The sequence below is a fragment of the Nostoc sp. CCY0012 genome (assembly GCF_963920855.1).
Classification (GTDB): domain Bacteria; phylum Cyanobacteriota; class Cyanobacteriia; order Cyanobacteriales; family Nostocaceae; genus Cyanocohniella.
The window spans coordinates 30,019-53,777 of the sequence record NZ_CAWUDM010000004.1; the positions used below are offsets into that span (position 1 = coordinate 30,019).

The following is a 23,759-nucleotide window of genomic DNA, read 5'->3' on the forward strand; positions in this document are numbered from 1 at the left end:
AATAGAGCCTACGGCACGCTAACGCGGTAAGCGAAGCTATGCCCGCTAGGGCCTATGCCCGCTAGGGCTGTACGTAATTCGTAATTAACTGAATCACTATTTTAGTGTTCTGCAATCAGTGAAGATTTAACCTTCTACTGATTGCAATGGGGAATTATCGATTGCGAATTGTTTTGAGATTAACGAACTGGGCGCACCGGACGCACTGGAGGTGTAGGACGAACTGGACGCTGGGGTGCTGGTCTGGTATCACTTAACAACTGTGCTAAGTTATTGCGATCGCGCACGCCAGAAATCGCCGCCGCCATGCGTTGGAATACTTGAATGTTATCAATCGTACCGTTAAATAATGTGCTACCTGGCCCTTCAGAGGCGATCGCCACATCATCAGCCGTATGGTTAGCAACTGTAGTAGAGCGTTGCAAGTCTGCTGTTAGTAGTAGTCCATCAGGATCACGTAGGGGATTGACTTGAGTACCATCGCCTCCGATAGCTGGCGCTCGGTTCAGGTCATCGGTCAAGAAGTCAGTACGGAAAACTGGACGCGCTGAAACACCAATAGCTATTTTGTTGGGTGGAGTAGCATCATCGGGGAAGCCGTTACCATCAGCATCAACATAGTCGGTAAAACCAGCATTACCAAAGGAACGCATAGCATCTCTAAGGTCAACTCTACCTTCACGAATACCAACGCTGTCTACAGTACCACCAATGGTTTGACCTTGGGCATGGTCGGAAGTGACAACTAACAGAGTATTACCACCTCTTCTAGCATATTCACGTCCCACTTTCACTGATTCATCTAGAGCTAAGACTTCATATAGTGTCCGGTCAGTATCTAGGGGGTGTGCTAATTTGTCACTTTGAGAAGATTCTATTTGCAAAATCCAGCCTTCAGGATGCAATTGATCTAAAACAGCAATTGCTTTGCGCTCCATTTCTGCAAGTGTAGGAATGGTGGCAAATTCTGGGGGTACAGGAGGATCTAATTCACTAGCACCACGTCCTTCTATTGTGGCTCTACCTCTAGAAATCAATAAATCAAGTTCAGAAGGAATATTTAAAGCGCCTAAAGCTGAACCTTCACGAAAGTCTCCCAAAAACAATCCCAACATCGGGCGGTTATTGGGGGCGCCATTCATTTCACTGACATTTTTGACTATGTTGTAGCCTAAATCTTTAGCAACTAAACTCAGGTCTTGACCATCACGACGAAAAGCAGTATCTCTAAATTCCGCAATGCGTGATTCAGGAACATAGTCGCGGGCGCCAGGGCCTAAAACCACATCAACGGGTTGAGCTAATTCTTTCCAACTTTGGTAGCCAGTGGCAGGTAAGTTAAAATCATCATCAAAGTAGTCAAAGTAAGTTTGGGCGATCGCATTACCTTGACCACGGGCAATAATATTAGTACCAAATGCTCCTGGCGTAGCATCGGTAGTGTAAGCAGTAGTAGCTAAACCAATTCCCCAGTTGTACTTCCGCTTCATATATTGCAGTAAAGTTTCAACGCGGGGATTGTCGAAGGGATTCTCAGGAGTATTATCGGGGACAGCATTCATCGCGTTATTGATAGTTTTTACCCCCGAAGCCCAAGCACCCGCCGTATTAGCAGAGTCAGGAATAATACTATCCAACGAGTGAGTAGACATTAAGCCTAGTTCTGGCATTTGCTCAATTTGCATATGGCCAGCAGGTTGTCCATCTTTGACACCGTACTGCATGATACGTGCCGCAGTCCGTAGGGGAACCCCCATACCGTCACCGACATAAAAAATAATGCGATTGAGTCCGCCTGCGGGTTGGAAACGCTGTACTTTATAAGTATTGCGAGCCACAACGTCTCTACCATCAATATTTACTCTGGCTTCTACTTCATAAGTACCAGGGCTATTAAATGAGTAGTTTCGGAGTGTTTGACCAAAGAGTGTTGATTCTGATGGCTTACCAACTTCAATTTCACCACCAGGTAATTGCAACTGTTCGTTAATACCTTCAGAAAAAGTATTGGTGAAGTCGGTTCCATTGATTCTCAAAGAAGTTAAAGTTGGTTCCTGTCCAGATTCTGCGGGGAATGTACTTTCTACCCTTAAATCTAAACGTTGGTCTACCAAAAAAGTGGTATTGTTGGTTGGCCAAATTCTGACTTCTTTTTCTAAGTCATTAAATGGTTGGGAACTAGCAGGGATTGTCGTCACCAACCAGCAGAGTAACACTAATACGAGTGATTTTCCTGCTGTTTGCCATCGAGTCCAAGCAGACTCGAATCCGGAAATATCTTTCATCGATCAACAGACCTCATAGTAATTAGCAACCAATTAATAAATTGGTGATAGTTATGCTTTGACTGGTAAAAAAAGCCAATAAGCATCATGTTTAAAACGGAATTTAAAGGAGAAAATTATTCATTTCTGCCATTGATATTTAATTTGATTTGTTGGCAGCTAACATCAAAGATAAATCTTGGTTAAATAACGGATGTAAGGGAATGTTGGCTGGTTTTGGAGGTGCAGCTAATTGTAAAGTTGTTTCTGTAATTCCAAAGGTTTTTTGGATGTGATTTTGCAACTTATTAAGTAGGTGATCGCGTTCTTGATTAGTTGTACATTCCACAGTCAAATTCGCACAAAGCATGACTTTATTGCTGCTAATTGTCCAGATATGTAGTTTTTCTACTTGCATAACTTGGGGAAAAGATTGAATTAATATTTCCACTTCAACTGGGTTAATTGACTTGGGGGCATATTCCAAAAAAATCTTTAAACTTTCTTGGACTAAAGGTAATGCACTGACACCTGTAAACGTTGCCACTACTAAACTAATGGCGACATCAGCCCACCACCAATCCCACAGATGAATAACTACAGCCGCAATAATTACCCCTACAGAACTAGCAGTATCGGCAATAATATGTAGTAAAGCTCCCCGCAAATTTAAATCATTATGAGTGTGGGGATGTAGCAAACTAATATTTAATAAATTGATGATTAAACCCGTTACTGCAACTACCAACATTGGTAAGCCTAAAATTGTTCCTGGGTGTTGCCAGCGTTGGATTGCTTCCCAAGTAATAAAAGTAGCGATCGCTAGTAAAGTCAATCCATTTAATAAAGCTGCTAAAACTTCAACACGCTGATAGCCAAATGTTGCCTTACCCTTGGCTGGTTTTTGGGCTAAGTAACTAGCAAATAGTGAGATTACCAAAGCCGTAATATCCGAAAACATGTGTCCGGCATCGGCCTGTAAAGATAAACTTTGACTCCACAAACCTACACTCCATTCAGCAATAAAAAAACAAGTTAATAAGCCTGCTGTTAGCCATAAAATCTTAGTTTTTTGCTGAATTTGCAGCATTTCTGGAGAATCATCTGCACAACCACAACCACACCATTGAAGTGAAAACATCATCCCAAACCTTATTAGTAGCAGCACAAAATTGACTCGCTTACAAAATTGGCAGCAAGCATATCTCTATTCATAGATTAGGGAAAATAAGCTCATCAAAGACAATCTTTGACGTAGCAATAATTAAGATTTTTATCCCCTAATTTTTGAGAAAATCTCTCAAAATTATTTAGGGAGATAAATTAAGTTGTCATATGAGAATGTCTGAACACCAGTACACATATAACAGTATTATGAAACATCGGTTCTTGAATTTAAGAAAAGGTAAAATACATAATAAGATCTGGGTGATATTGACTAATCTACTGAATTAGTCCCATTCTTGAAGTTCATCCTTGATGTTGCGAATAAACGAATTTATTTGAGTCCGATGAGTTTCAAAGTTGGCAGCAATGGTAATCAGAATGATACCCACTAGCAAGCCCACAACCCATTTGGCAAAGGAGTAGCGTAAGCTAAAAATCACTAGTTGATCAATACTGATAATAAAAAAAGTAGCTGTACCAATATAGAGAAAAGCCCGGATGCGTAAAGCTAATCCAGCAAAAATAGCCACAAGGCTAAAAATTCCTGGTATCCAGGGTGTGCCTCGATTAAAGTAAATTGCCCATCCACAAATTACACCAATGCCGAGTATGCGTAAACTGTGGCGTACTGCTTTGTATTCTGGTAACTTCAGTTGGGTGTCTACTTGGGCAACATACAGCAGTGATAATCCAATGGGTGTCACGTACCACAAATCATCACTCAAGCGTAAGTCATTAAACCAACGCCACAAAGCCGCATTAATTAATGCTGCACTGATATATGTCCAGCGAATATTTTCACCCACCTTGGCCAAGAAGATATAAAAGCCAGCCGCTAGCAGTAAGGTAATGGGATAAACTTGCAGTCGGGTTTCCCATAAAATGATTAGCGGTATGATGTAGGCGACTTGTTGCCAAGGTCTTTTCGACCAACCCCAACGCTCCCAAGGTAAGATGTAAAGAAAATAGGCAACTACGCAAGCGATCGCACCGTTCCAAGGTACTAAGGGGCCCGCTAACCATTGTCCGACGGCTGTTTCGCGCCAGTAAACTCTCATGGCGGCTACCTGCAATAGTCCCAGGTAAACCCACATTTCTCCGATGGTAATGGTGCCAAAGAAGCGGGGGACATCAGGCGATCGCCGTCCTTGAAAGAAGGCATATCTAATCAAAAATGCCCCAGTTGCTAATCCCACCAAACGGTTAACATCGATAGGAAGGGGAATGGCCGCCATTAATAAACAGCTACTCCACAACCAGTGGACATGGGCGATACCTTTGAGTTCTTGGTAAGTCAGACGTAAGTAGCTGACAATCCAGGGGGTGAGGATGCGATAAGCATACATGATGCTAGTGCCTAAAGCAGACATGGCAATTAAACCATCACCTAATCCGCCACCTGAGGCTTGCAACATCTGATAAAACAGCAGTTCATAAGCAGCAAGGGAAACACCAATAATTCCTAAATACAGCAGCGGCTTGAAATTATCCCTTCTTCTTCCTACGCCAATAAGAATCAAAGCTACGCCTAAAGTACACAACCCTGTCCAGTTGGTGAAGGTATCTAAACGCAGCACCACACTAAATGCACCATAGATTAAGGGTAAAATGTGGAAACTACTAGGTAATCTTTCTAGTTGGTATCGTCGTCGCCACCATTCGCCTAGCAGTTGGGTGATTAAACCTAAAGCAATGTTAGCGATGGCAATGTGAATAATTGCCCGTTCTCCAAAACCCAGCACCTCGGCGATGAATAATTCCACACCCCAACCGATGCCATAAAATGCCCAATTGCTTGGTGATTGCCAACTGCGGTAAGTAATTGCGGCTAAAGTGATCACTGTGGCAGTTAAGTACCATAATCCTGGTGTAACTATCCCTTGATAAACCAACGTCGAATGTAACGTCATCCCCAATAACTCAAGGCTACACAAGGCCATGGCCCATTGATCACTGGCGACTGCATAGATAGTTGCCAATTCCCCATCACGTCGATTTAGTGCTGTTCTGGCTAACCATAAACTGAAAATAGCGATCGCACCTGCAACAAACCACCCGGCTATTGTCAGGCGAATGGGTATACCTGACCATAATAAGGCCCCGATAAAACTTAGGGTAAAACCGATAGTCAGTTTCGCCGTTGCTTGATTTCTTAAATAACGCGTATTGCAAAACATCACCGCCGCAGCCACACCCAAACCAATCAATCTGGTTGTTGGTAAAGGCAAAGTCAATAGCTGGGTCATAATGACAGTTATGACACTAAAGAAAGTGGTCATCGGACGACGCTGTGTATTTGTCCGACTAGCTAAGGCTGTAAGAGTCACAGGCGTAACTAACCAAATCACACCCCAATCAGCCCAAGGGTTAACATTGCCATACCAAACTAATTCCGCATTCACCCACAATAGGGCAAAACTCAGAGTGGCTAGTGCTAAACCGATATACCATGCACTATGTCGCCATAATCCATCGCCACTAAAGGCAAATACCCATTCTGCCACCATGAGTGTCAACAAAATGCCCGCCCAAATATGTACAGCCAGTGTTGGTAATAACCAATGAATAGTCGAACCAAGTGTGAGTACTCCCACGATATGGGTGAGAAACACTAAAAAGCGCAGAGAACGGCGTTTGGTGATCACTGCGAGAGTGATGGTAGAAAATAGTAAATTAAGCGTTAACAGTGTGGGATTAACCAGGGCAATTGTGGTTAAGCAAATGCCCAATAATAAACTTAAAATTTCACTAAATCGAGCTAATTCGGGCTTGTGGGCGCGATGTAGTCTGTTGGACACCGCCACCATAAAAATTAAGTAGGGAAATAAAGCTACACTCAGCAATGCCCAAGGTTCATTTTGAGCATAAGTGAGTTGCGTACCCACTGCGATCGCTAATTTCTGGAACTCAGCCGGGACTAATCGCCAACCCAGCCAAACTGTCTGTAAGCCAATGGCAAAAAATGCCGCCAAGTCAACCCGCAGGCTATATCTCTGCAAGCGACTACCCACAAACCACAAACCTAATCCACTGACAGCTATGGCTTGTCCAGGATGATTGAATACTGTCACCAACCAACCGAGAACAAGTAAAATTCCCCCCAGAGATTGCCAAGGTATTTGGGGGGATGTGGGTTGTCTGTGTTGTGCTAACCACGTTACCAACCAACCACAAATGCCAATGGCTAAACCTAACTGAGTTACATCTACTCCATTAACAAAAATTGCTCGGACTAATAATAATCCCAACCCATAGATAATTACGGCAGCAAATAAACTCATCCCCAATGTTGGCTGCTGCTGACTTTGATTAGCTGGAGTGTTTGGGGGCTGCTGTTGGTAACGATTGTGATAAATAGTAATAATAGTTGTACCTATCATTGCCACGTAAATAGCAATTACAGGAAAGTTGGGTAGTTGCCAACCCCAATGTAGATAACTCAGTCCTAAAATATTGAATAAAGGTAATTTCCCCGTTGGTAAATTGGTAAAAACAGCCCGATTTTTGCAGAGTAAAACAGTAATTAATGTCAAGATAGGACAGGCGATCGCCAGTGTCAACCAGTCCCCAGGATATCGCCACAACTGAAAACTATCCATTGCCCAAAAGTTCACCGGTACTAACAACAGGGTGACAATTAGCAATGTTTGCGCTGTTAAGTTGAGATTATTTTGCCTGTTAGCCCAAAAGCTAAATCCCCAAAAACTCAAGGTATAAGCGAATAATACCCCATACTGTCCAGAGGCAGGAAACCTTTCCCACTGACTAGCAGCCAGTACGCCAGAGGAAACCACAACTAAAAATAAACCTAAAAACAATAGCCAACGGACACTTAATTCTGCCCCTAGCGATTGCAACATTGAGGTGACAAAGTTGGGTTCAGGTGGTGGCTTGGGAGTTTGTCTGCGGCTATTAGATGTTAAAGCTGCTACAGGCAAAGGTTTTACCGGTTCAGAAATAGCTGTTTCCGGTTGAAATTGGGGAATAAATATTACCGGACAGACAAGAAACTCTCGGCATATTTGCCTGACTTGGGTATCCGATATCAAACCTAAGCGGAGCCAGATATCCAATCCTGCCAATAGCTGGGGATGGGAAGACGGTAGTCTGAGTTCAATTTTGACAAGGTGGTCAAGAGGCAATGACATAAGCCGCAACTGTATCGGTAGATACTTCTATCTTCATGGGATTAATATAAATTTATGCGATCGCTGTGACAGTTATTTTTGGTCACTAGGGATTGGGCATATCCACATTGGCTTGAATCTGGTAGGGGAAGTTATGGACGTTAGTCGTAACGCATCAAGAAATAAATTACATCTGCTCTCCAAGAAACTTAATATATAGGATTCCGGAAAAGCGCTATTAGTATAAGTAGTATAAAATTAACAAACTTTTAAGCGAACTCAACATTATTACTCAAGGTAGTCTGTGATGAAGTGGCTAATTCGGTCATTAAGTCAGAAGCTAATTATTAGCACTCTGTTAACTTTATCTTGGATGACTCCAGTACTGGCAGAGTCAGACCAGTTATTAACCCGTGCTGAAGTCTATAAGCTGATTAAAATTGTAGAACTGCTACTGCATAACCAAACTGCACGCCCAGCCCAACCACAAGATGTGATGGTACCGCGAGATGCAGTCAGAACAGGTGAAAGTTCCCAAGCTCAATTATTTTTCAACGATAAGTCTTTAATTCGGGTAGATCAAAGTAGTACTTTTCGCTTTGAACCAGGGTTACGTCGCTTTAAATTGCGGAATCTCCTGGCTTTGAATGAAATGATCTTTAAGCTGGAAAATGGTACAGCCTTGGTTTTAAGTCCGCCAGGTAGTGTAGGTACAGAAGTAGAAACACCAGAAAGTCAAATTCAAATATTGGCAGTCCAGCCCACAACTGCACAAAAAAATAATACATTAATCGCTGCCAACAAAAACAATAAAATCAGCCAAAATAATCTATTTCTCCCTGCACAAAAGGCTAGTGCTGTCATGGTGATACATGACCAGACACGCAACGCCACACAAGTATTTGCTTTAACTGATGGAGATATTAAAATATCCGACCAACAAGGTAAAAAAACCGTAGCCTTACAAGGTGGTCAGACGGTAGCCGTGAAAAATGGTGTGGTGGGTAACGTCCAGGAGTTTGACTTGCAAGGTTTTTATCGCAGTATTTCTTTAACCACAGGTTTGGGGCCAGGACAAGAAAATGTTGTGGCGCAAGAAGCAGTTCCCGTCCAGGAGACACTCAAAGCAGTGCGAATTGAAACATTAGCTGCTTTAAGAAATCAAGCCCAAAGATTCCGGGGTTTTACTAGAACATTCCTAGCGGATGCACTGAATGGTTCAGAAGGTGATTTAAATCCGCGTCCCCCAGTTTCCGTGAGAATTATTAACCCCCAAGTCACTAATGGGACTTTTGTGAGAAATCAAGACAATACAGTAAATTTTACCCCAGATGGTAGTTCTGTTCCCCAAACTAATATCTCAGTTGATTTTGATCAGAACACAGTCACCATTGATGGAAATACAGGTATTAGTAATAACGCGGGATTAAGTGGCAATAATGCCAGTGGTTCAGTGATTAATGCTAACGGTCAAATTACCCAAATAGAAGTGTTTGGAGTGAATGGAGAAGCCCCTGGAGTGGGTATTCCCTATCGTGGTAGTTTAACTACTGGAATTGCACGCGATCGCTAATTTTTAAATATCCTTTTTTTATATCAGGTGTGGGTGATATCTATGGATAAAAAAGCTTTATTGCTTCTATCGGGAGCGGCAGTATTTTGCTTGACTGAAACTGCATATGCAGAAAAATATGATCCTCTGACAATTGCCTCAGATGTATCTTTTTTAGAAAGTGACCAGGGCAATTTTTTTTCTGTGGATAATGTGAATTTTGTAGTTACAGATGTAGATAATTCTATAATAGCTCAATCACCCGATAGTAGCCTAGAGCAGGTGACATCAGTTTCACAATTATCAGATGTGCAACCAAGTGACTGGGCTTTTTTAGCCTTGCAATCCTTAGTAGAACGTTATGCCGTAATTGCTGGTTATCCTGACGGCACATTTAAAGGCGATCGCGCCATGACTCGTTATGAATTTGCCGCCGGATTAAATGCGGTGATGGATGCCATTGAGACAGGGTTAGGGAGTAGTGCATTCATTGATTTAGCGAGACAAGAAGATTTAGAAATTATCAAAAAATTGCAAACAGAATTTGCCCCAGAATTAGCAGTTTTAAGAAATAGAATTGATAATTTAGAAGCGCGCACTGCCAACATCACAGCACAGCAATTTTCCACGACAGTAATTTTAGGTGGACAAGCAATTTTTGGTTTAGCAACTGGTTCTGGTGGCGACCCTCCGGGGAGAGGTGAAGCTAATACAATTTTTACCCACCTCACCCAATTACAACTAGCTGCTTCCTTCACTGGAAAAGACCGTTTTCGCTTGGCTTTAGTATCAGGAAATTCTGCCAATGATAGCTTTGGCAATCCTAATGCGTTTAACACCAACATGGCAAGATTGTCTTGGCAAGCAGATTATGACAATGACGTGTGGTTAGATTCTCTAGAATATCGTGTTGCGGGATTAGGCGATCGCGTAGTTTTTACCTTTAAACCTGTAGGCTTTAGTTTAAGTAGTGTTCTCAGTGTCAACTCACCTTATGCGGGTGCTGGTCAAGGTGCGATTTCTTTATTTGCCGGTTCCACACCTGTATTTAAAATTGGGAGTCTGGGTGCTGGTGTAGGCTTTGACTGGTTAGCATCTGATACCATCCGTCTACAGTTTGCTTACGGGACAAGAAATAGCAACGATAGTAACGGGGGTTTATTTGGTGCAGACCATAGTGCTTTGGGAGTGCAGGTACTTTACAAGCCAAATCCTTCATTAATTACAGGTTTAGCTTATGTCAATGCTTATTCTAAAACTGGTCAATTAGATACGGGTACAGGTAGCAGTAATGCAGATACATCTGGTGGGATTAATGAACCTGCTCAAATCCATGCTCTTAATGGTAGTCTGCAATGGCAGTTAACTGAGAAAGTAGTTTTTGGTGCTTGGGGTGGGTTGATGGTGACTGACTCGGTTGTATCTGATGCGGCTGTTCTCAGTAGTACCTATTTATTATCTTTGGGTTTATATGACCCCTTTGGGAGAAAGGGTGATTTGTTTGGTGTTCTGGTTGGTCTACCGCCAAAATTGAATGCAGGTTTTTTAATTCCAGCGGTTGATACAGGTAATTCTACTCACTATGAGGTGTTTTACCGTTATTTAGTGAATGATAATATTGCCATTACTCCTGGGTTTTTTATTGTGACTGACCCTGGTCATATTTCCCGCAATAATGACATCTTTGTGGGTACTATTCGGACTACTTTTAGTTTTTAGTGAGTGATAGTTTCATGCAAAGAATTATTCTGTCATGCAAGGTAACGTGATTAAACGGACTTGAAATGAGACAATTTAAGCAGTGATACCTGCAATGGGTTACGCCTACGCATATTTTTAAAAGTGCATTTTGACCCTCAGAATCAGCATCATACCTGAAAGCGATCGCTTGCTTTTACACCCGAATATTGCATAATTATTTCTGGCCATTGGCTGGGTTTAGTTTCTAGGAAGGTGACGAACACTAAACCTTCAGTTATACCCTGTGGTGTTTCAGCTAATTCAATTTTGCCGTTTTTATAAATTCCTTGAATTGTTTTTAACATATAGCTTACCTCCTATATAAATTTTCACCTATTGCGTCTCGTCAACAACTAAATCAGCCGCAGTCATATAAGATTAGGACTTACGTACCTTACCTTATACGCATTCTTGGCGTCCTTGGCGTCTACAGCCCTTACGGGCATCGCTGCGCGCGGGCGGTTCAACAAATCAAGCTTTTCAGCAATTTTTGCGTAAGTCCTGAAGATGATTCATCACTTTCGACAAATCAAGCGATCGCCTGGACTAACATTGGCATTATGCTGAAGATAATTGGCAATACGATCACATCCTTGCTGCATCAAATCATCTAAATCGAGATTCCACACCATCACACCTGCATCATCACTACCACTCACCAATGCTTTACCATCGGGACTGAAACTCACGCTGTTAACTTTACCCGAATGTCCCAAGAGAGTTTTTAACAACGTACCATCTTGAATACTCCATAACTTGATAGTATTGTCGGCACTACCAGAAGCCAATGTTTGACCATTAAAACTCAGACTAGTGACACCATCTGTATGTCCAGTCAGGGTATGAATTAATTTACCATCAGCTACACGCCAAAGTTTAATGGTATTATCCCAACTAGCGGTAGCCAAAAGTTTGCTATCTGGACTGAATTTTACAGAGGCGATCGCTAATGTATGATTAGTTAAATTTTTTACTAAATTACCATTCACGTCCCATAGCTTGACTGTGTTATCAACACTCCCAGAAGCCAGTAAATTAGCATCAGAACTAAAATTGATGCTTGTCACCTCATCAGTGTGACCTATAAATGAGTGTAATAATTTACCATTATTAACTTGCCATAATTTCACGGTTTTATCAGCACTCCCAGAAGCCAGCAAATTACCATCATGACTAAAACTAATGCTAGTTACTCTATCTTCATGACCCGTGAGGATTTTGATTAACTGTTGATTATTGCTATCCCAGATTTTAATAGTTTTATCAGCGCTAGCTGTGGCTAAAGTTTTGCCATCTAGACTGAAAATTACTGCATCAGCGATATCATTATGTGCTGAAAACTCCTTAACTAGAGATGCGTTTTTTTGCCAAATTTTAATATCCCCATTCCAACTTGCAGAGGCGAAAGTTTTACCATCAGGACTGAAGCTAATACTGCGAATATCGTTAACTTGTACTTGTTTATCTTGTTTTAGTTGCCAAAGTTTAATAGTGTGATCAGCACCAGCAGAAGCGATAATTTGACCATCAATACTAAAGCTAATATCTCTAACTGCTTCACCATGTCCTTGAATTGTTTTTAATAGGTTACCATTTAATTGCCATATTTTAATAGTTTTGTCACCACTAGCAGAAGCTAAAATTTGATTATCTGGACTAAATTTAATACTGTTAATTTGCTCACTGTGAGCTTCTATATTTTGTAATACTTCACCTTGATTATTCCATATTTTAATAGTTTTGTCACCACTGCCAGAAGCTAAAACTTGATTATCTGGACTGAATTGCACCCTGGTAATCCGTCCTTGATGTCCTCTTAAGACTGTAATTAAATTACCATCATCTACTTGCCAAAGCTTTACTAAATTATCTTCACCACCAGAAGCAATAATTTTACCATCAGGACTAAAGCTAACTGTATTTACCCAGCCATCATGAGCTTTCCAAGAATTAATTAACCTGCCGTCAGTTTGCCAGATTTTGACAGTATTATCCAGGCTTGCTGAAGCCAGTATTTTGCTATCAGCGCTGAAACTTACATCAGTAACAATATCATTGTGTCCAGTGAATATTTTGATTAATTGACCATGAATATCATAAATTTTAATATAATTATCAGCATCAGTAGCAGCTAATAACTTACCATCAGGACTAAATGCAATAGCTGTAACTCTGCTTTTATTACCGGAAATAGTTGTGATTAAACTCCCATTGTGATGCCACAATTTAATAGTTTTATCATCACTTGCAGAAGCTAAAATTTTACCATCTGGACTAAAAATTACGGCATTAACTTGTTGATTGTGAGCCGGAAGCCGATTAATTTCTTGAGTTTGGTAAATAGCTTGTTGAAAAGTCGCCGCTGTAGATAATTTAATTTCTGGTGATGGTGAAAAAACTTGTTGAATTTCTCGCCCTGCTTTAACACTAGCAATCACAGCTTCTAATTGTTGATGAGATAATAAAAAAGCTTGAGATGATGCATTTAAAGCCGCAATTTCTCTTAATTGAGCCGCTTGCTTTTGGAAATAAGCCAAACCGCCAAAACCACTAGCAGCAATTCCTAAAACACTGATAACTGTCACCGCTATTTGAGCTTGTCGCAGACGCTTTTTTTGTTCACGTTGTTGATGTTCTCTAGCAGCTAAACAAGCAGAGATAAAATATTGCACATCAGCAGATAATTCATCTGTATATTTGACAAAAATTTCTTCTGCTTCCGCCAAACGGTTACCTTGTAACAAAAAATCTGACTGCTGCTGATTATGTTGCCACAAAGCTGCTGATTGTTCAATTTGACGCTGCGATCGCAATCGACTACGATTTTCTTCTAACCACCAGCGTAATGTTGACCAGTGGCGGATGAGGATTTCGTGAGCAACTTCAATAGTGACCGCCCCAGATGCAGTGATAGAGTCAACTTGTTCGCCTTTGCTACCCTCAACTACAGCCTCATCTTCTAAATTCACTACAATTAATTTCGCCGCAGTTAAAGTGACAAGAGTCCTTTCTACCAAAGCCTTTGGATATTTCTGCACAACCAACTCAGATTTCAAAACTCGCCTTCTTGTGTCTTCTGTACCTTCCCCTAATTGTGTGAGTGAGAGAAAAATCCAGCGCGCGCATTCTTGGGCTGGACTATCTAAACTATCGTAAACTTCCTGGGCTTTGCGTTCCAATGCGCCTTTAATACCACCAATTTGCTGTTTATGAGCAGCTAAAGTTAATTCACCTGCTTGGCGAAACTCCCATAATTGCTCCAGTACAAATTCCAATAGTGGTAAATCACCCGCCGAGTGGTTTAACTCTTGTAAGAGAACTTCCACTAGTCCCGGTTCGACCTTTAACCCCACTTGTTCTGCTGGGTTGAGCATCACACGACGGTAGTCTTCATCACTCAACTTGGGTGGTACTAACACACTTGATTCTTGCAATAACTGAGCCAGTGCGGGTATTTCCAAACAAGCAGCGATAAAATCAGCCCGCACAGTCAACACTAATTTAAACTTATCAGCCGCATATTTGATTGCTCCCAACAACAAGTCTAAAAACCGTTGTCTATCTTCACTGGGTGCGAGGGTGAATAATTCTTCAAATTGGTCTACTACCAAAACCACCATCGGCTCAGGGCGACTACGTAGCCAGTAGACAAAGCCTTCTACTCCCTGGTAGAGCATGGCTTCCAGGATGTGGGGGGAGTAAGTCTTTGCGACTATTCCCAAGTTTTTCCCCTTGTCCCCTTGTCCCCTTGTCCCCTTGTCCCAATGCCTCCACAGGACTTTTACCGGGACGAATGTTGATAATTAACCAGGAATCACTACCAGGGAGTTGTTTACCCAGGCGCAACTGAGCTATTAGTCCTGCTTGGACTACAGAAGATTTACCGCTACCGGATGCGCCGACTACAGCCAGGAAGGATTTATGAGCCAGTTGACTTAGTAACTGCTGAGTTAAGGATTCTCTTCCGTAGAAATATTGGGCGTCATCTTCGCTAAAGGCTTTTAATCCTCGGTAGGGGCAAATTCTTAAATCTAATGTGGTTTTTTTGTGGTTATATGAGCTACTGGCGGGAATGATTTCTATCACCCCTTGGGTACCAGATAGCCAAATATGTAGTGGTGAAGGGGTAAATTGTGTGTGTGTTGCTAAATGAATTTGCAATTGGGTAATCCAAGCTGCTACTGATAAACCATCAGGTTTCTTTGCTGCTTTTAAAGTCTTTGTGAGTGCTTGGGTAAATAGTTCTGAGTTGTTTTTGGGAAAAGTCGCAGCAATGATGCACTGTCCTTTTTCGGTATCAAGTTGCAAGTCTTCTACCCAATCTTGTAGAGAGACACTGTGCGAACCCAATGGACAATCTAAAATAATGATTTGCTGGGTAACTGAAGAACGCCGTAACTGCTGTCTTAACCAAGAACGACTTAACCAAATCTCATCTAACAATACTAAAGCTGCTTCTCCTGATGGGGTTTCTTCGATTCGCCCACGCAGATATAACAATACTATTGCTGGTTCTGTGGTTTTCGGTTGCTGTGATTGATGGGTGGAACGCAAACAGGTTTTGATGGTTGCACGAATATCTTTGGCTGTGGTGGTTCCAGAACGGGGCAAATACTCTAACTCAAAGGCTCCAGCATCACCCAAAACTTTACTAAAATCTAATGCTGCTTGCGAGCCTCTAATGCCTTCTAATACTAATGCTATTCTAGGGGGTAAAGATTCTGCGATCGCGGGGATATTTCCTAAGATTAATTCGCCAATACCTTCAACAATGCGTTTAGGCGTTTGTAGAGGATATTCACTATAAAGTTGAGTATCTCCTTTGCCGCGTTTTTGCTGGTTGATTAATCTTAACTGTTGATTAGTTTTATCAATATATTGCAAGGTTTGGTGATACACATAGCGATAAAGCCCATCAGCCGAAATTACACCTTGAGCATCGGCGGCATCTCCGTGTAAACCCCGCATTAAATAATAAGTAAATACCCCATGTCCCAGTTCGGGAAACTCCCAAGATTGCTGGTCTGTGTCGCAAGAAAGTAAAGCATAAAAACCCCTACTTTTAGCAGCGCGTTGCTGTAATACTGCCACCAGTTGCTGTGTGGGGTTTAGTCCTCGTAATGTCATGCCCCCACTATGACAAGCATCCAGCCAGATTAGCTGATTTTGGACACCACTATTAGCTAATAATTGCAACAATTCTTGAACAGCTAAACCTGTCGTTTCTAGATGATCTTTTTGTGTATCTGCTAAACAAAGAAATGCTTGCTGAGTATGGGCTTGCAGCATTCCATGTCCAGAAAAGTAAAACAGAATTGTATCGGGTGGTTGAGCTTTTGTCGTGATTTGCTGTAAGCTGGCGCGTACCGTTGCTAAAAGCGGCGGTTGCGGAGCAAAATCGTGATAAATATTAATGTTTTTTTGGGCAAATTGCTCTTGAGTGGCGCTGCTTAAAGCTGCTGCTAATACTTGACAATCAACTGCTGAGTAACGGAGACACGGTAATTGCTCATCTTGATATTGATTCACTCCCACCAATAACAACCACAGTGTAGGAGTAATTTTAGGTTTAGTTTGAGTTGAACGACCGGTAGCAACACCAAGTGGGGGCATTTTGGAGATGAGGGAGGAGGGGATGAGGGGGAAAAGACCTGATTGTTTTTCCTTATATATTATTTAGGATTGATTTGTACATGATCATGCACGCGATCGCTAACATAGTCTACTTAAAAGTAGAAGTTTTTCCTCGTCTTTCTATGGTTATGTTATTTTGATTGATTAGTTTCATCAAAAAAATGGAGTAAATATACTCATTAGCATTACTGTGTGACTTGTATTTTGAGATAAATGTAGTTTTTTTAGATATTTTTAAATTACCGGAGAGATTAATAAATGAAGATACTGGCGCTAAGTTGGGAGTTTCCACCGAGGATAGTGGGCGGAATTTCCCGTCATGTGGCAGAGTTGTACCCAGAAATAGTCAAGCGAGGGCATGAAATTCACCTGATTACCGCAGAGTTCGGTCAGGCATCGATGTATGAAATAGTCGAGGGTATACATATACATCGGGTACCTGTGGCACCTAGTAACGATTTTTTTCACTGGGTCGTCAATCTCAACCAAAGTATGGGACATCATGGTGGGAAGTTAATTTTGGAGGAAGGGCAGTTTGATGTAATTCATGCTCATGATTGGTTGGTTGGAGATGCGGCGATCGCTTTAAAGCATAATTTTAAAATTCCCCTAATTGCGACAATTCACGCCACTGAATTTGGGCGACATAACGGTATTCACACGGATATTCAACGATATATTCATGACAAAGAAAATCTTTTAGCTTACAATGCTTGGCGAATTATTGTATGTACCGAATATATGCGACGGGAAATCGAACGAGCGCTACAAAGTCCTGGGAACAAAATAGATGTCATTTATAACGGCATTCGTCCAGAAAAGAAACAGCACCGCGAAGATTTTCATGCTCAAGATTTTCGTCGTCAATTTGCTGCTGACCATGAAAAAATTGTCTATTATGTTGGTCGCATGACATATGAAAAGGGTGTATCTGTATTACTTAATGCTGCGCCCAAGGTACTTTGGCAAATGGCGGGTAACGTTAAATTTGTGATTATCGGTGGCGGTAATACTGAAAATCTCAAGCGTCAAGCCTGGGATTTGGGAATTTGGCATAAATGTTATTTTACTGGTTTTATTTCTGATTCATACTTAGATAAATTTCAAACCATTGCCGACTGTGCCGTATTTCCCAGTCTTTATGAACCCTTTGGTATTGTTGCCTTAGAAAGCTTTGCCTCTCGTGTTCCCGTAGTGGTTTCCGATACAGGTGGATTCCCAGAAGTAGTGCAACATACCAAAACAGGCATTGTCACTGGAGTCAATAACCCCGAATCTCTAGCTTGGGGAATTTTGGAGGTTTTATATAATCCAGGTTATCGGCAATGGTTGATTGATAACGCGTACAAAGATTTAGGACAACGCTTTAGCTGGCCCAAACTAGCCAGGCAAACAGAAGCAGTATATCAGCGAGTTGTGCAAGAGCGATCGCAAACTGACTGGCTGTAAAATTGACAATTAATGCGGAGATTTTCGGCACTTAGCGTAGAGAATTAAAGATTACTCAGCGCTATTGAGCGTTAACAAACAGTACAACCACTGTACGCTGGAAATTCTCCCCTTTCTGGTGCGAAAGTGAGCAATAATTGTGGTTTGCACCAGCAGATTTTTATGACAAAGGTATTCCCAAACATAGCAAAGTGGTTAAGGAATCTCGGAACCAAGTTGATGAAGATGGGAACCTCAATCATTGCCCGTCTTCGAGCATTCCTGACACCTGACGTCCCTAGCAAAACTTTCGATCTTCGTTTTCCCTCATCCAGTCCTTTAGCCGGCCCCGTGCATATTTTAGGTGGGGGTGGCCCCGATGTGGAAGAAGCAATTCAGTGGATGATTCATCAAGTTAGGGGATCTACTAGCTACTCCACCAAAGTAAATGTTGTGGTACTTCGCACTTATGGTGGCGATGATTACAATCGGCTAATTTACAATATGCAGGGTGTGAATCTTGTTGAGACACTGGTTATTCGTAATCGGCAAGAGGCAAACAGACCTGACATTATTGAGAAAGTGAGAAATGCCGGCGTAATTTTCTTTGCTGGTGGCGACCAATGCGAATACATCCGCAGTTGGAAAAACACCAAATTAGAAACCGCCATCGAATCAGTTTATGCTAGAGGCGGTGGCATTGGTGGCACTAGTGCAGGTGCGATGATTCAAAGCGATTTCGTTTATGATGCCTGTGCTTCCTCCGAAGAAGGCATTGAAACCAGAGACGCTCTCGAAGACCCTTATCGAGATATTACTTTTACTTACGACTTTTTCCCCTGGAGTCATTTGCGGGGAACCATCATCGATACCCACTTCGATAGGCGCAAAAGAATGGGGCGAATTATGGCTTTCATCGCCCGTCAAATTCAAGATGGCATATCCAAAAGCGCCTTAGGCGTAGCCATTAGCGAAGAGACATCAGTTGTAGTCGATAAATACGGTCAGGCAAAAGTCATGGGCCGGGGTGCAGCTTATTTTGTCTTAGGAGATCATCCACCCGAAGTATGCAAACCCCGGACACCGCTGACATTTACCGACTACAAAATTTGGCGCGTTCCCCGTGGAGACACCTTTAACCTGAGGAACCTACCCACAAAAGGTTATTACCTCAGAAGCGTGAAACGAGGACGGTTTGATTCAGATCCCTATTGAACCAAAATTGTCTGTTTGCGTAAACTTTCAATAGTAGCGATCGCATGTTTTGCTACAGTATCAATCTCTGCTTGGGTGGTAAATCGTCCGATGCCAAATCGTACTGAGGCATAAGCGAGTTTTTCTGAGTGTCCCAAGGCTGTGAGAACGTGGGAGGGGGCTGTGGTGGCTGAGGAACAAGCCGAACCAGAAGATACCGCCATCACTGGTTGTAAGCCTAGCAGTAGCGCCGCCCCATCTACCCCCTCAACACTAATATTCAAGTTTCCCGCTAATCTTTGAGTAGGATGTCCATTGAGATGAACACCTTCTAATTGCGAAAGCCCTTGCCATAATCTTGCCCTAAGTTCAGTCAGACGTTGGTTTTCCATAACTTGTTCTGCTAAAGCAATTTCCACAGCCTTACCAAAACCCACAATTTGCGGTGGATACAAAGTCCCAGAACGCATTCCCCGTTCATGTCCACCGCCATGCTGTTGGGCGGCGAGTTTCACTCTAGGGTTACGTCTTTGCACATACAATGCCCCAATTCCCTTAGGCCCATACACCTTATGTGCTGTCAACGACATTAAATTAACATTCATCGCCCGCACATCCAAAGGAACCTTACCAATAGCTTGGGCGGCATCCGAGTGAAAAATAATATCCCGATGACGGCACATTTCCCCAATTTCTGCCAACGGCTGCAATACACCAACTTCATTATTAGCAGCCATCACCGACACCAAAATAGTATCAGGACGTAAAGCCTTTTCTAACTCAATTAAATTAATTAATCCATCCTTTTGCACAGGCAAAATAGTAATATCAAAACCCAGCGTTTTTAAATAATTACAAGGGTCAAGAACCGCACTATGTTCAGTAGCCACAGTAATAATATGCTGTCCTTGAGAAAAATATGCTTCAGCCACACCTTTTATCGCCAAATTATTAGCTTCTGTTGCGCCACTAGTAAACACAATTTCTTCTGGTGTAGCATTAATCGCTGCGGCCAAAACTTCCCTAGTTTGTTTCACCGCCGCTTCCGCTTCCCAACCGTAAACATGACCAATACTAGATGGATTGCCAAAATGCTCTGTAAAGTAAGGAAGCATTGCCGCCAACACACGCTCATCCACAGGTGTAGTAGCGTGACAATCAAGATATATAGGACGAATAGACATAATTGAAATTAATTCGAGTTAAGTTTTGTAAAATAAAATCATATAGACTTATTTATAGCAGATTGAACAACAAGTAAGTAGGACGAAGTAAATAATTAAATGATCCAAACACTAATTATCGATAACTACGATTCTTACACATTTAACCTTTATCAAATGTTAGCAGAAGTCAATGGTAAAAAACCCCATGTAATTCGCAATAATCAAATCAACTGGCATCAACTACAAGAACTCAAATTTGATAACATAGTCATTTCTCCCGGCCCCGGTCGTCCAGAAAAAGCCAAAGACTTTGGTATCTGCCAACAAATACTACAAAATCACCTTAATATACCATTATTAGGTGTTTGCCTTGGTCATCAAGGAATCGCTCACTATTACGGTGGTAAAGTCATTCATGCACCAGAAGTCAGACACGGAAGATTAAGTGATATCTACCACAATAACGATAATTTATTTTCAGAAATACCAACCCCTTTTCGTGTAGTTCGTTATCATTCATTGCTAGTAGCAGATGAATTACCCAATTGTTTAGAAAAACTAGCTTGGACAGAAGAAGGACTCATCATGGCATTACGCCATCGCTATCTACCATTATGGGGAGTGCAATTTCACCCAGAGTCTATCTGCACAGAATATGGATATAAACTCTTACAAAACTTCCAAGAAATCACTCAGAAATTTATCTCAAAAAATAAATCAGAAAAAAAAACAAATAAAGAAATAATTCCACCTATAACTACTAAAATTTCACCTGCCCAACCAAATCAAGACTTGATAGTTTATAGTCAAAAACTTAATTATTATCCTGATGCAGAACAGACATTTGTGCATCTTTTTGGTCAAGAAATTAACGCATTTTGGCTAGATAGTAGCCGAGTAGAAGCAGGTTTATCGCGTTTCTCATTCATGGGAGGAAAAGGTGGTAAGCACAGTTTACTTGTTCGTTATTCCACCCAAAACCAGGAACTAATTATTAATAAATCTGGTAAAATAACGAATATTAAAAAAAGCATTTTTGCATATCTTAAACAGCAAATTAATTGCCGAAGCTGTCAGTCTGATGATTTACCTTTTGATTTTAATTGTGGATTTGTAGGCTACTTAGGTTACGAACTTAAAGCTGAATGTGGAGCTAATTTAGTACATCCATCATCTCTACCTGATGCAATTTTTCTCTTAGCTGACCAAATGATTGTCTTTGACCATCAAGAAAAAACTACTTATTTAGTTTATCTTACTACCGAAGACACAAAAACCGAAGCAGAATCTTGGTTTAAATTAATTACACAAAAACTCTATACACTGCCTCCCCTCACCCCACTAGTAGCCAATATCAATCCCCATCCTGTGACTTTTCGCTTAAGTCGATCTTACCAAATATACAAAGATGATATTTATAAGTGTCTCCAAGAGATTCATGAAGGAGAAACATATCAAGTATGTTTAACTAATCAACTATACACAGATACAACGCCTGATCCTCTGGCATTTTATCGCAGGTTACGTCAGGTTAATCCAGCACCTTACTCTGCTTTTCTGCGCTTTGGTGACATTAGCATTGCTTGTTCTTCACCAGAAAGATTTTTGCGAATTGATTCATCAGGATGGGTAGAAACTAAGCCCATTAAGGGAACAGTAAAACGGGGACAGACTCCCGAAGAAGATTTTTTATTACGTGAACGTTTACGTAATAGTGAAAAAGACCAAGCAGAAAATTTGATGATTGTGGATTTATTACGCAATGACTTAGGCAGGGTGTGTGAAATAGGCAGTGTTCATGTACCAAAATTAATGGATATAGAAACTTATGCCACAGTACATCAAATGGTCACAACTATTCGGGGTCATTTATCTCCAGAAATGACAGCTACAGACTGTATTCAAATGGCATTTCCTGGTGGTTCAATGACAGGCGCACCCAAACTGAGAACAATGGAGATTATTGATAAACTCGAACAAGAACCACGGGGAGTTTATTCAGGTGCTATCGGCTTTTTGAGTTTGAATGGCGCAGCAGATTTAAATATAGTAATTCGTACCGCAGTATTTACCCCCGATAAAACAGCTATCGGCATGGGGGGTGGTATTGTGGCTTTATCTGATGCCGAAATGGAATTTCAAGAAACTCTCCTCAAAGCCAATGCTTTAATTGAGGCGATGCTGTTGACGGTTCATGGAGAGTTTTATCCTAGTCTTTATGAGATTTTGGGATTGGAGACAGCTGATAATTCTTGTAATTTAGTTAAGACTGCTTGAGCATGACCTTTAGTTTTCACATTAGGCCAAGCATAGGCAATAATTTTATCAGGTGAAATCAAAAAAGTTGACCGGGCAACACCCATATATTCTTTACCCATAAATTTTTTCAAGCGCCAAGCACCATAAGCTTCAATGAGATGATGTTCGGGGTCACTTAACAGGGTGATTGATAAATTATGTTTGTCAATAAATTTACAATGAGCTTTACCAGAATCTGGACTTACACCTAAGATTTTTGCTCCCAAGACGTTAAATTCTGGCTGTAACTCGGTAAAATCTTTAGCTTCGGTTGTACAACCGGGTGTGTCATCTTTCGGGTAGAAATAGATAACCAGCCACTGACCGCTGAAATGATCTAGGCTGACAAGATGATCATTTTGGTCAGGAGTAGAGAAATTAGGCGCGGGTTGTCCAGTTTGAGGAATGTTGCTCATGGTTGGGTGAAAAGGCGATCGCCTTTTTATTTAAGTGTAAAAAATATTGTCCGGGAGTGGATTTATTTTACACGGCTACTTAACTGGTGGTGGACTGTCTCAGCTAAAATGTTGCATTAAATTTATCTTGTAGGATGGGCCTCTCGCCCGTCCGGTGCAGGCAAGATGTCCGCACTACAAGAGTTATATCTATCACACCATTTTAGCTGTGTCATTCCACTACTTGTGATTAGATCATTTGTGTGTACACCGTAGCGGCAAGGGAAACCGAAGTATCAGGATGAGGACATAGTGTTTTTGGTAGAATGCCCCAGAAGAGAACCAAGGACAGATAACAGTCATCAGTTCAGGTAAAATGTTAGCTTTACCTTAGTAATTGTGGTTAAGTTGAACATCAAGTATCATGCAAGCTGGTTACCCTATTGGTAGGGTAGTTTACACGCGGAGGATGGAAAAATGAGGGTTTGGCTAGCCTGTTTTTTAGTATTGTTTGCATTGGCAGAACTGTTTGACTGGTTAAAAGCCTTTAATCTGCCGTTACCTATTTACATTTTGGGTGGAGCATTTTTAGCTGTTGCTTCTAACTATGACAAAATTATTGGCTCTTACTTTAGTGATACAAGTATCAACGCATCGCCTGAACAACCACAGTTAAATGCACCGAATCAATCCCTAGATGCGATTTCTTTTGCTAGTCCCGGAAAACAAGTGCAACAATCGGAAACACAACTTTAGATATTGCTGTGTATTCAGGCTTTAATGTCATCACTTAC

Annotated in this window: 14 protein-coding genes; 6 read left to right on the forward strand and 8 right to left on the reverse strand. The window is 41.4% G+C overall.

Annotated features, from left to right (window positions below; all coding sequences use genetic code 11):
• Nucleotides 1-179: 179 nt before the first annotated feature.
• The 3 genes from ACM0OS_RS01735 to ACM0OS_RS01745 all read right to left on the reverse strand — a co-directional run bounded on the left by ACM0OS_RS01735 (nt 180) and on the right by ACM0OS_RS01745 (nt 7,579).
• Nucleotides 180-2,285 (reverse strand): alkaline phosphatase, encoded by a 2,106-nt coding sequence (locus ACM0OS_RS01735; RefSeq protein ID WP_414541430.1) that lies wholly within the window; start codon nt 2,283-2,285, stop codon nt 180-182.
• Nucleotides 2,286-2,424: 139 nt separating this feature from the next.
• The gene (locus ACM0OS_RS01740) at nt 2,425-3,408 is read right to left on the reverse strand and encodes a cation diffusion facilitator family transporter (RefSeq protein WP_414541431.1); all 984 of its coding nucleotides are present in this window, start codon (nt 3,406-3,408) and stop codon (nt 2,425-2,427) included.
• 307 nt (nt 3,409-3,715) lie between these two features.
• A complete protein-coding gene (locus ACM0OS_RS01745; RefSeq protein ID WP_414541432.1) occupies nt 3,716-7,579 on the reverse strand; it encodes a DUF2157 domain-containing protein in 3,864 nt (1,287 codons plus the stop codon).
• A gap of 286 nt (nt 7,580-7,865) precedes the next feature.
• Between ACM0OS_RS01745 and ACM0OS_RS01750 the strand changes: the two genes are divergently transcribed.
• A complete protein-coding gene (locus ACM0OS_RS01750) occupies nt 7,866-9,131 on the forward strand; it encodes a FecR domain-containing protein (protein WP_414541433.1) in 1,266 nt (421 codons plus the stop codon).
• Between the two features lie 42 nt (nt 9,132-9,173).
• Nucleotides 9,174-10,829 (forward strand): iron uptake porin, encoded by a 1,656-nt coding sequence (locus tag ACM0OS_RS01755; protein ID WP_414541434.1) that lies wholly within the window; start codon nt 9,174-9,176, stop codon nt 10,827-10,829.
• A 149-nt stretch (nt 10,830-10,978) separates the two neighbouring features.
• On the opposite strand, the gene ACM0OS_RS01760 is transcribed toward ACM0OS_RS01755, so the two are convergent.
• From ACM0OS_RS01760 to ACM0OS_RS01770, 3 genes are all read right to left on the reverse strand, one after another.
• A complete protein-coding gene (locus tag ACM0OS_RS01760; protein WP_414541435.1) occupies nt 10,979-11,155 on the reverse strand; it encodes a hypothetical protein in 177 nt (58 codons plus the stop codon).
• A gap of 210 nt (nt 11,156-11,365) precedes the next feature.
• Nucleotides 11,366-14,527: a WD40 repeat domain-containing protein gene (locus ACM0OS_RS01765; protein ID WP_414541436.1), complete on the reverse strand. Its 3,162-nt coding sequence runs from the start codon at nt 14,525-14,527 to the stop codon at nt 11,366-11,368.
• A complete protein-coding gene (locus ACM0OS_RS01770) occupies nt 14,484-16,463 on the reverse strand; it encodes a caspase family protein (protein WP_414541437.1) in 1,980 nt (659 codons plus the stop codon). The genes ACM0OS_RS01765 and ACM0OS_RS01770 overlap by 44 nt, the downstream gene beginning before the upstream one ends.
• A 279-nt stretch (nt 16,464-16,742) precedes the next feature.
• Between ACM0OS_RS01770 and ACM0OS_RS01775 the strand changes: the two genes are divergently transcribed.
• Together ACM0OS_RS01775 and ACM0OS_RS01780 are read left to right on the forward strand one after the other, a co-directional pair.
• Nucleotides 16,743-17,933 carry a glycosyltransferase family 4 protein gene (locus ACM0OS_RS01775; protein WP_414541438.1) on the forward strand — a complete coding sequence of 397 codons (1,191 nt, stop codon included), beginning with the start codon at nt 16,743-16,745 and terminating at the stop codon, nt 17,931-17,933.
• Nucleotides 17,934-18,095: 162 nt separating this feature from the next.
• On the forward strand, nt 18,096-19,127 hold the full coding sequence (locus ACM0OS_RS01780) for a cyanophycinase (protein ID WP_414541439.1): 1,032 nt from the start codon (nt 18,096-18,098) through the stop codon (nt 19,125-19,127).
• On the opposite strand, the gene ACM0OS_RS01785 is transcribed toward ACM0OS_RS01780, so the two are convergent.
• A complete protein-coding gene (locus tag ACM0OS_RS01785; protein ID WP_414541440.1) occupies nt 19,121-20,290 on the reverse strand; it encodes a cysteine desulfurase family protein in 1,170 nt (389 codons plus the stop codon). The genes ACM0OS_RS01780 and ACM0OS_RS01785 overlap by 7 nt on opposite strands.
• A gap of 102 nt (nt 20,291-20,392) precedes the next feature.
• Here ACM0OS_RS01785 and pabB point away from each other — a divergent pair, with 102 nt between their 5' ends.
• The gene (gene pabB, locus ACM0OS_RS01790; RefSeq protein ID WP_414541482.1) at nt 20,393-22,549 is read left to right on the forward strand and encodes an aminodeoxychorismate synthase component I; all 2,157 of its coding nucleotides are present in this window, start codon (nt 20,393-20,395) and stop codon (nt 22,547-22,549) included.
• Here the strand turns inward: pabB and bcp are convergent.
• Nucleotides 22,489-22,986, reverse strand: a complete 498-nt coding sequence (gene bcp / locus ACM0OS_RS01795; protein WP_414541441.1) for a thioredoxin-dependent thiol peroxidase — start codon at nt 22,984-22,986, stop codon at nt 22,489-22,491. The two genes, pabB and bcp, sit on opposite strands and share 61 nt — an antisense overlap.
• Before the next feature lie 456 nt (nt 22,987-23,442).
• On the opposite strand from bcp, the gene ACM0OS_RS01800 reads away from it, so the two are divergent.
• Entirely contained in the window at nt 23,443-23,721 is a 279-nt protein-coding gene (locus ACM0OS_RS01800) for a hypothetical protein (protein WP_414541442.1), read from the forward strand.
• Nucleotides 23,722-23,759 lie beyond the last annotated feature (38 nt).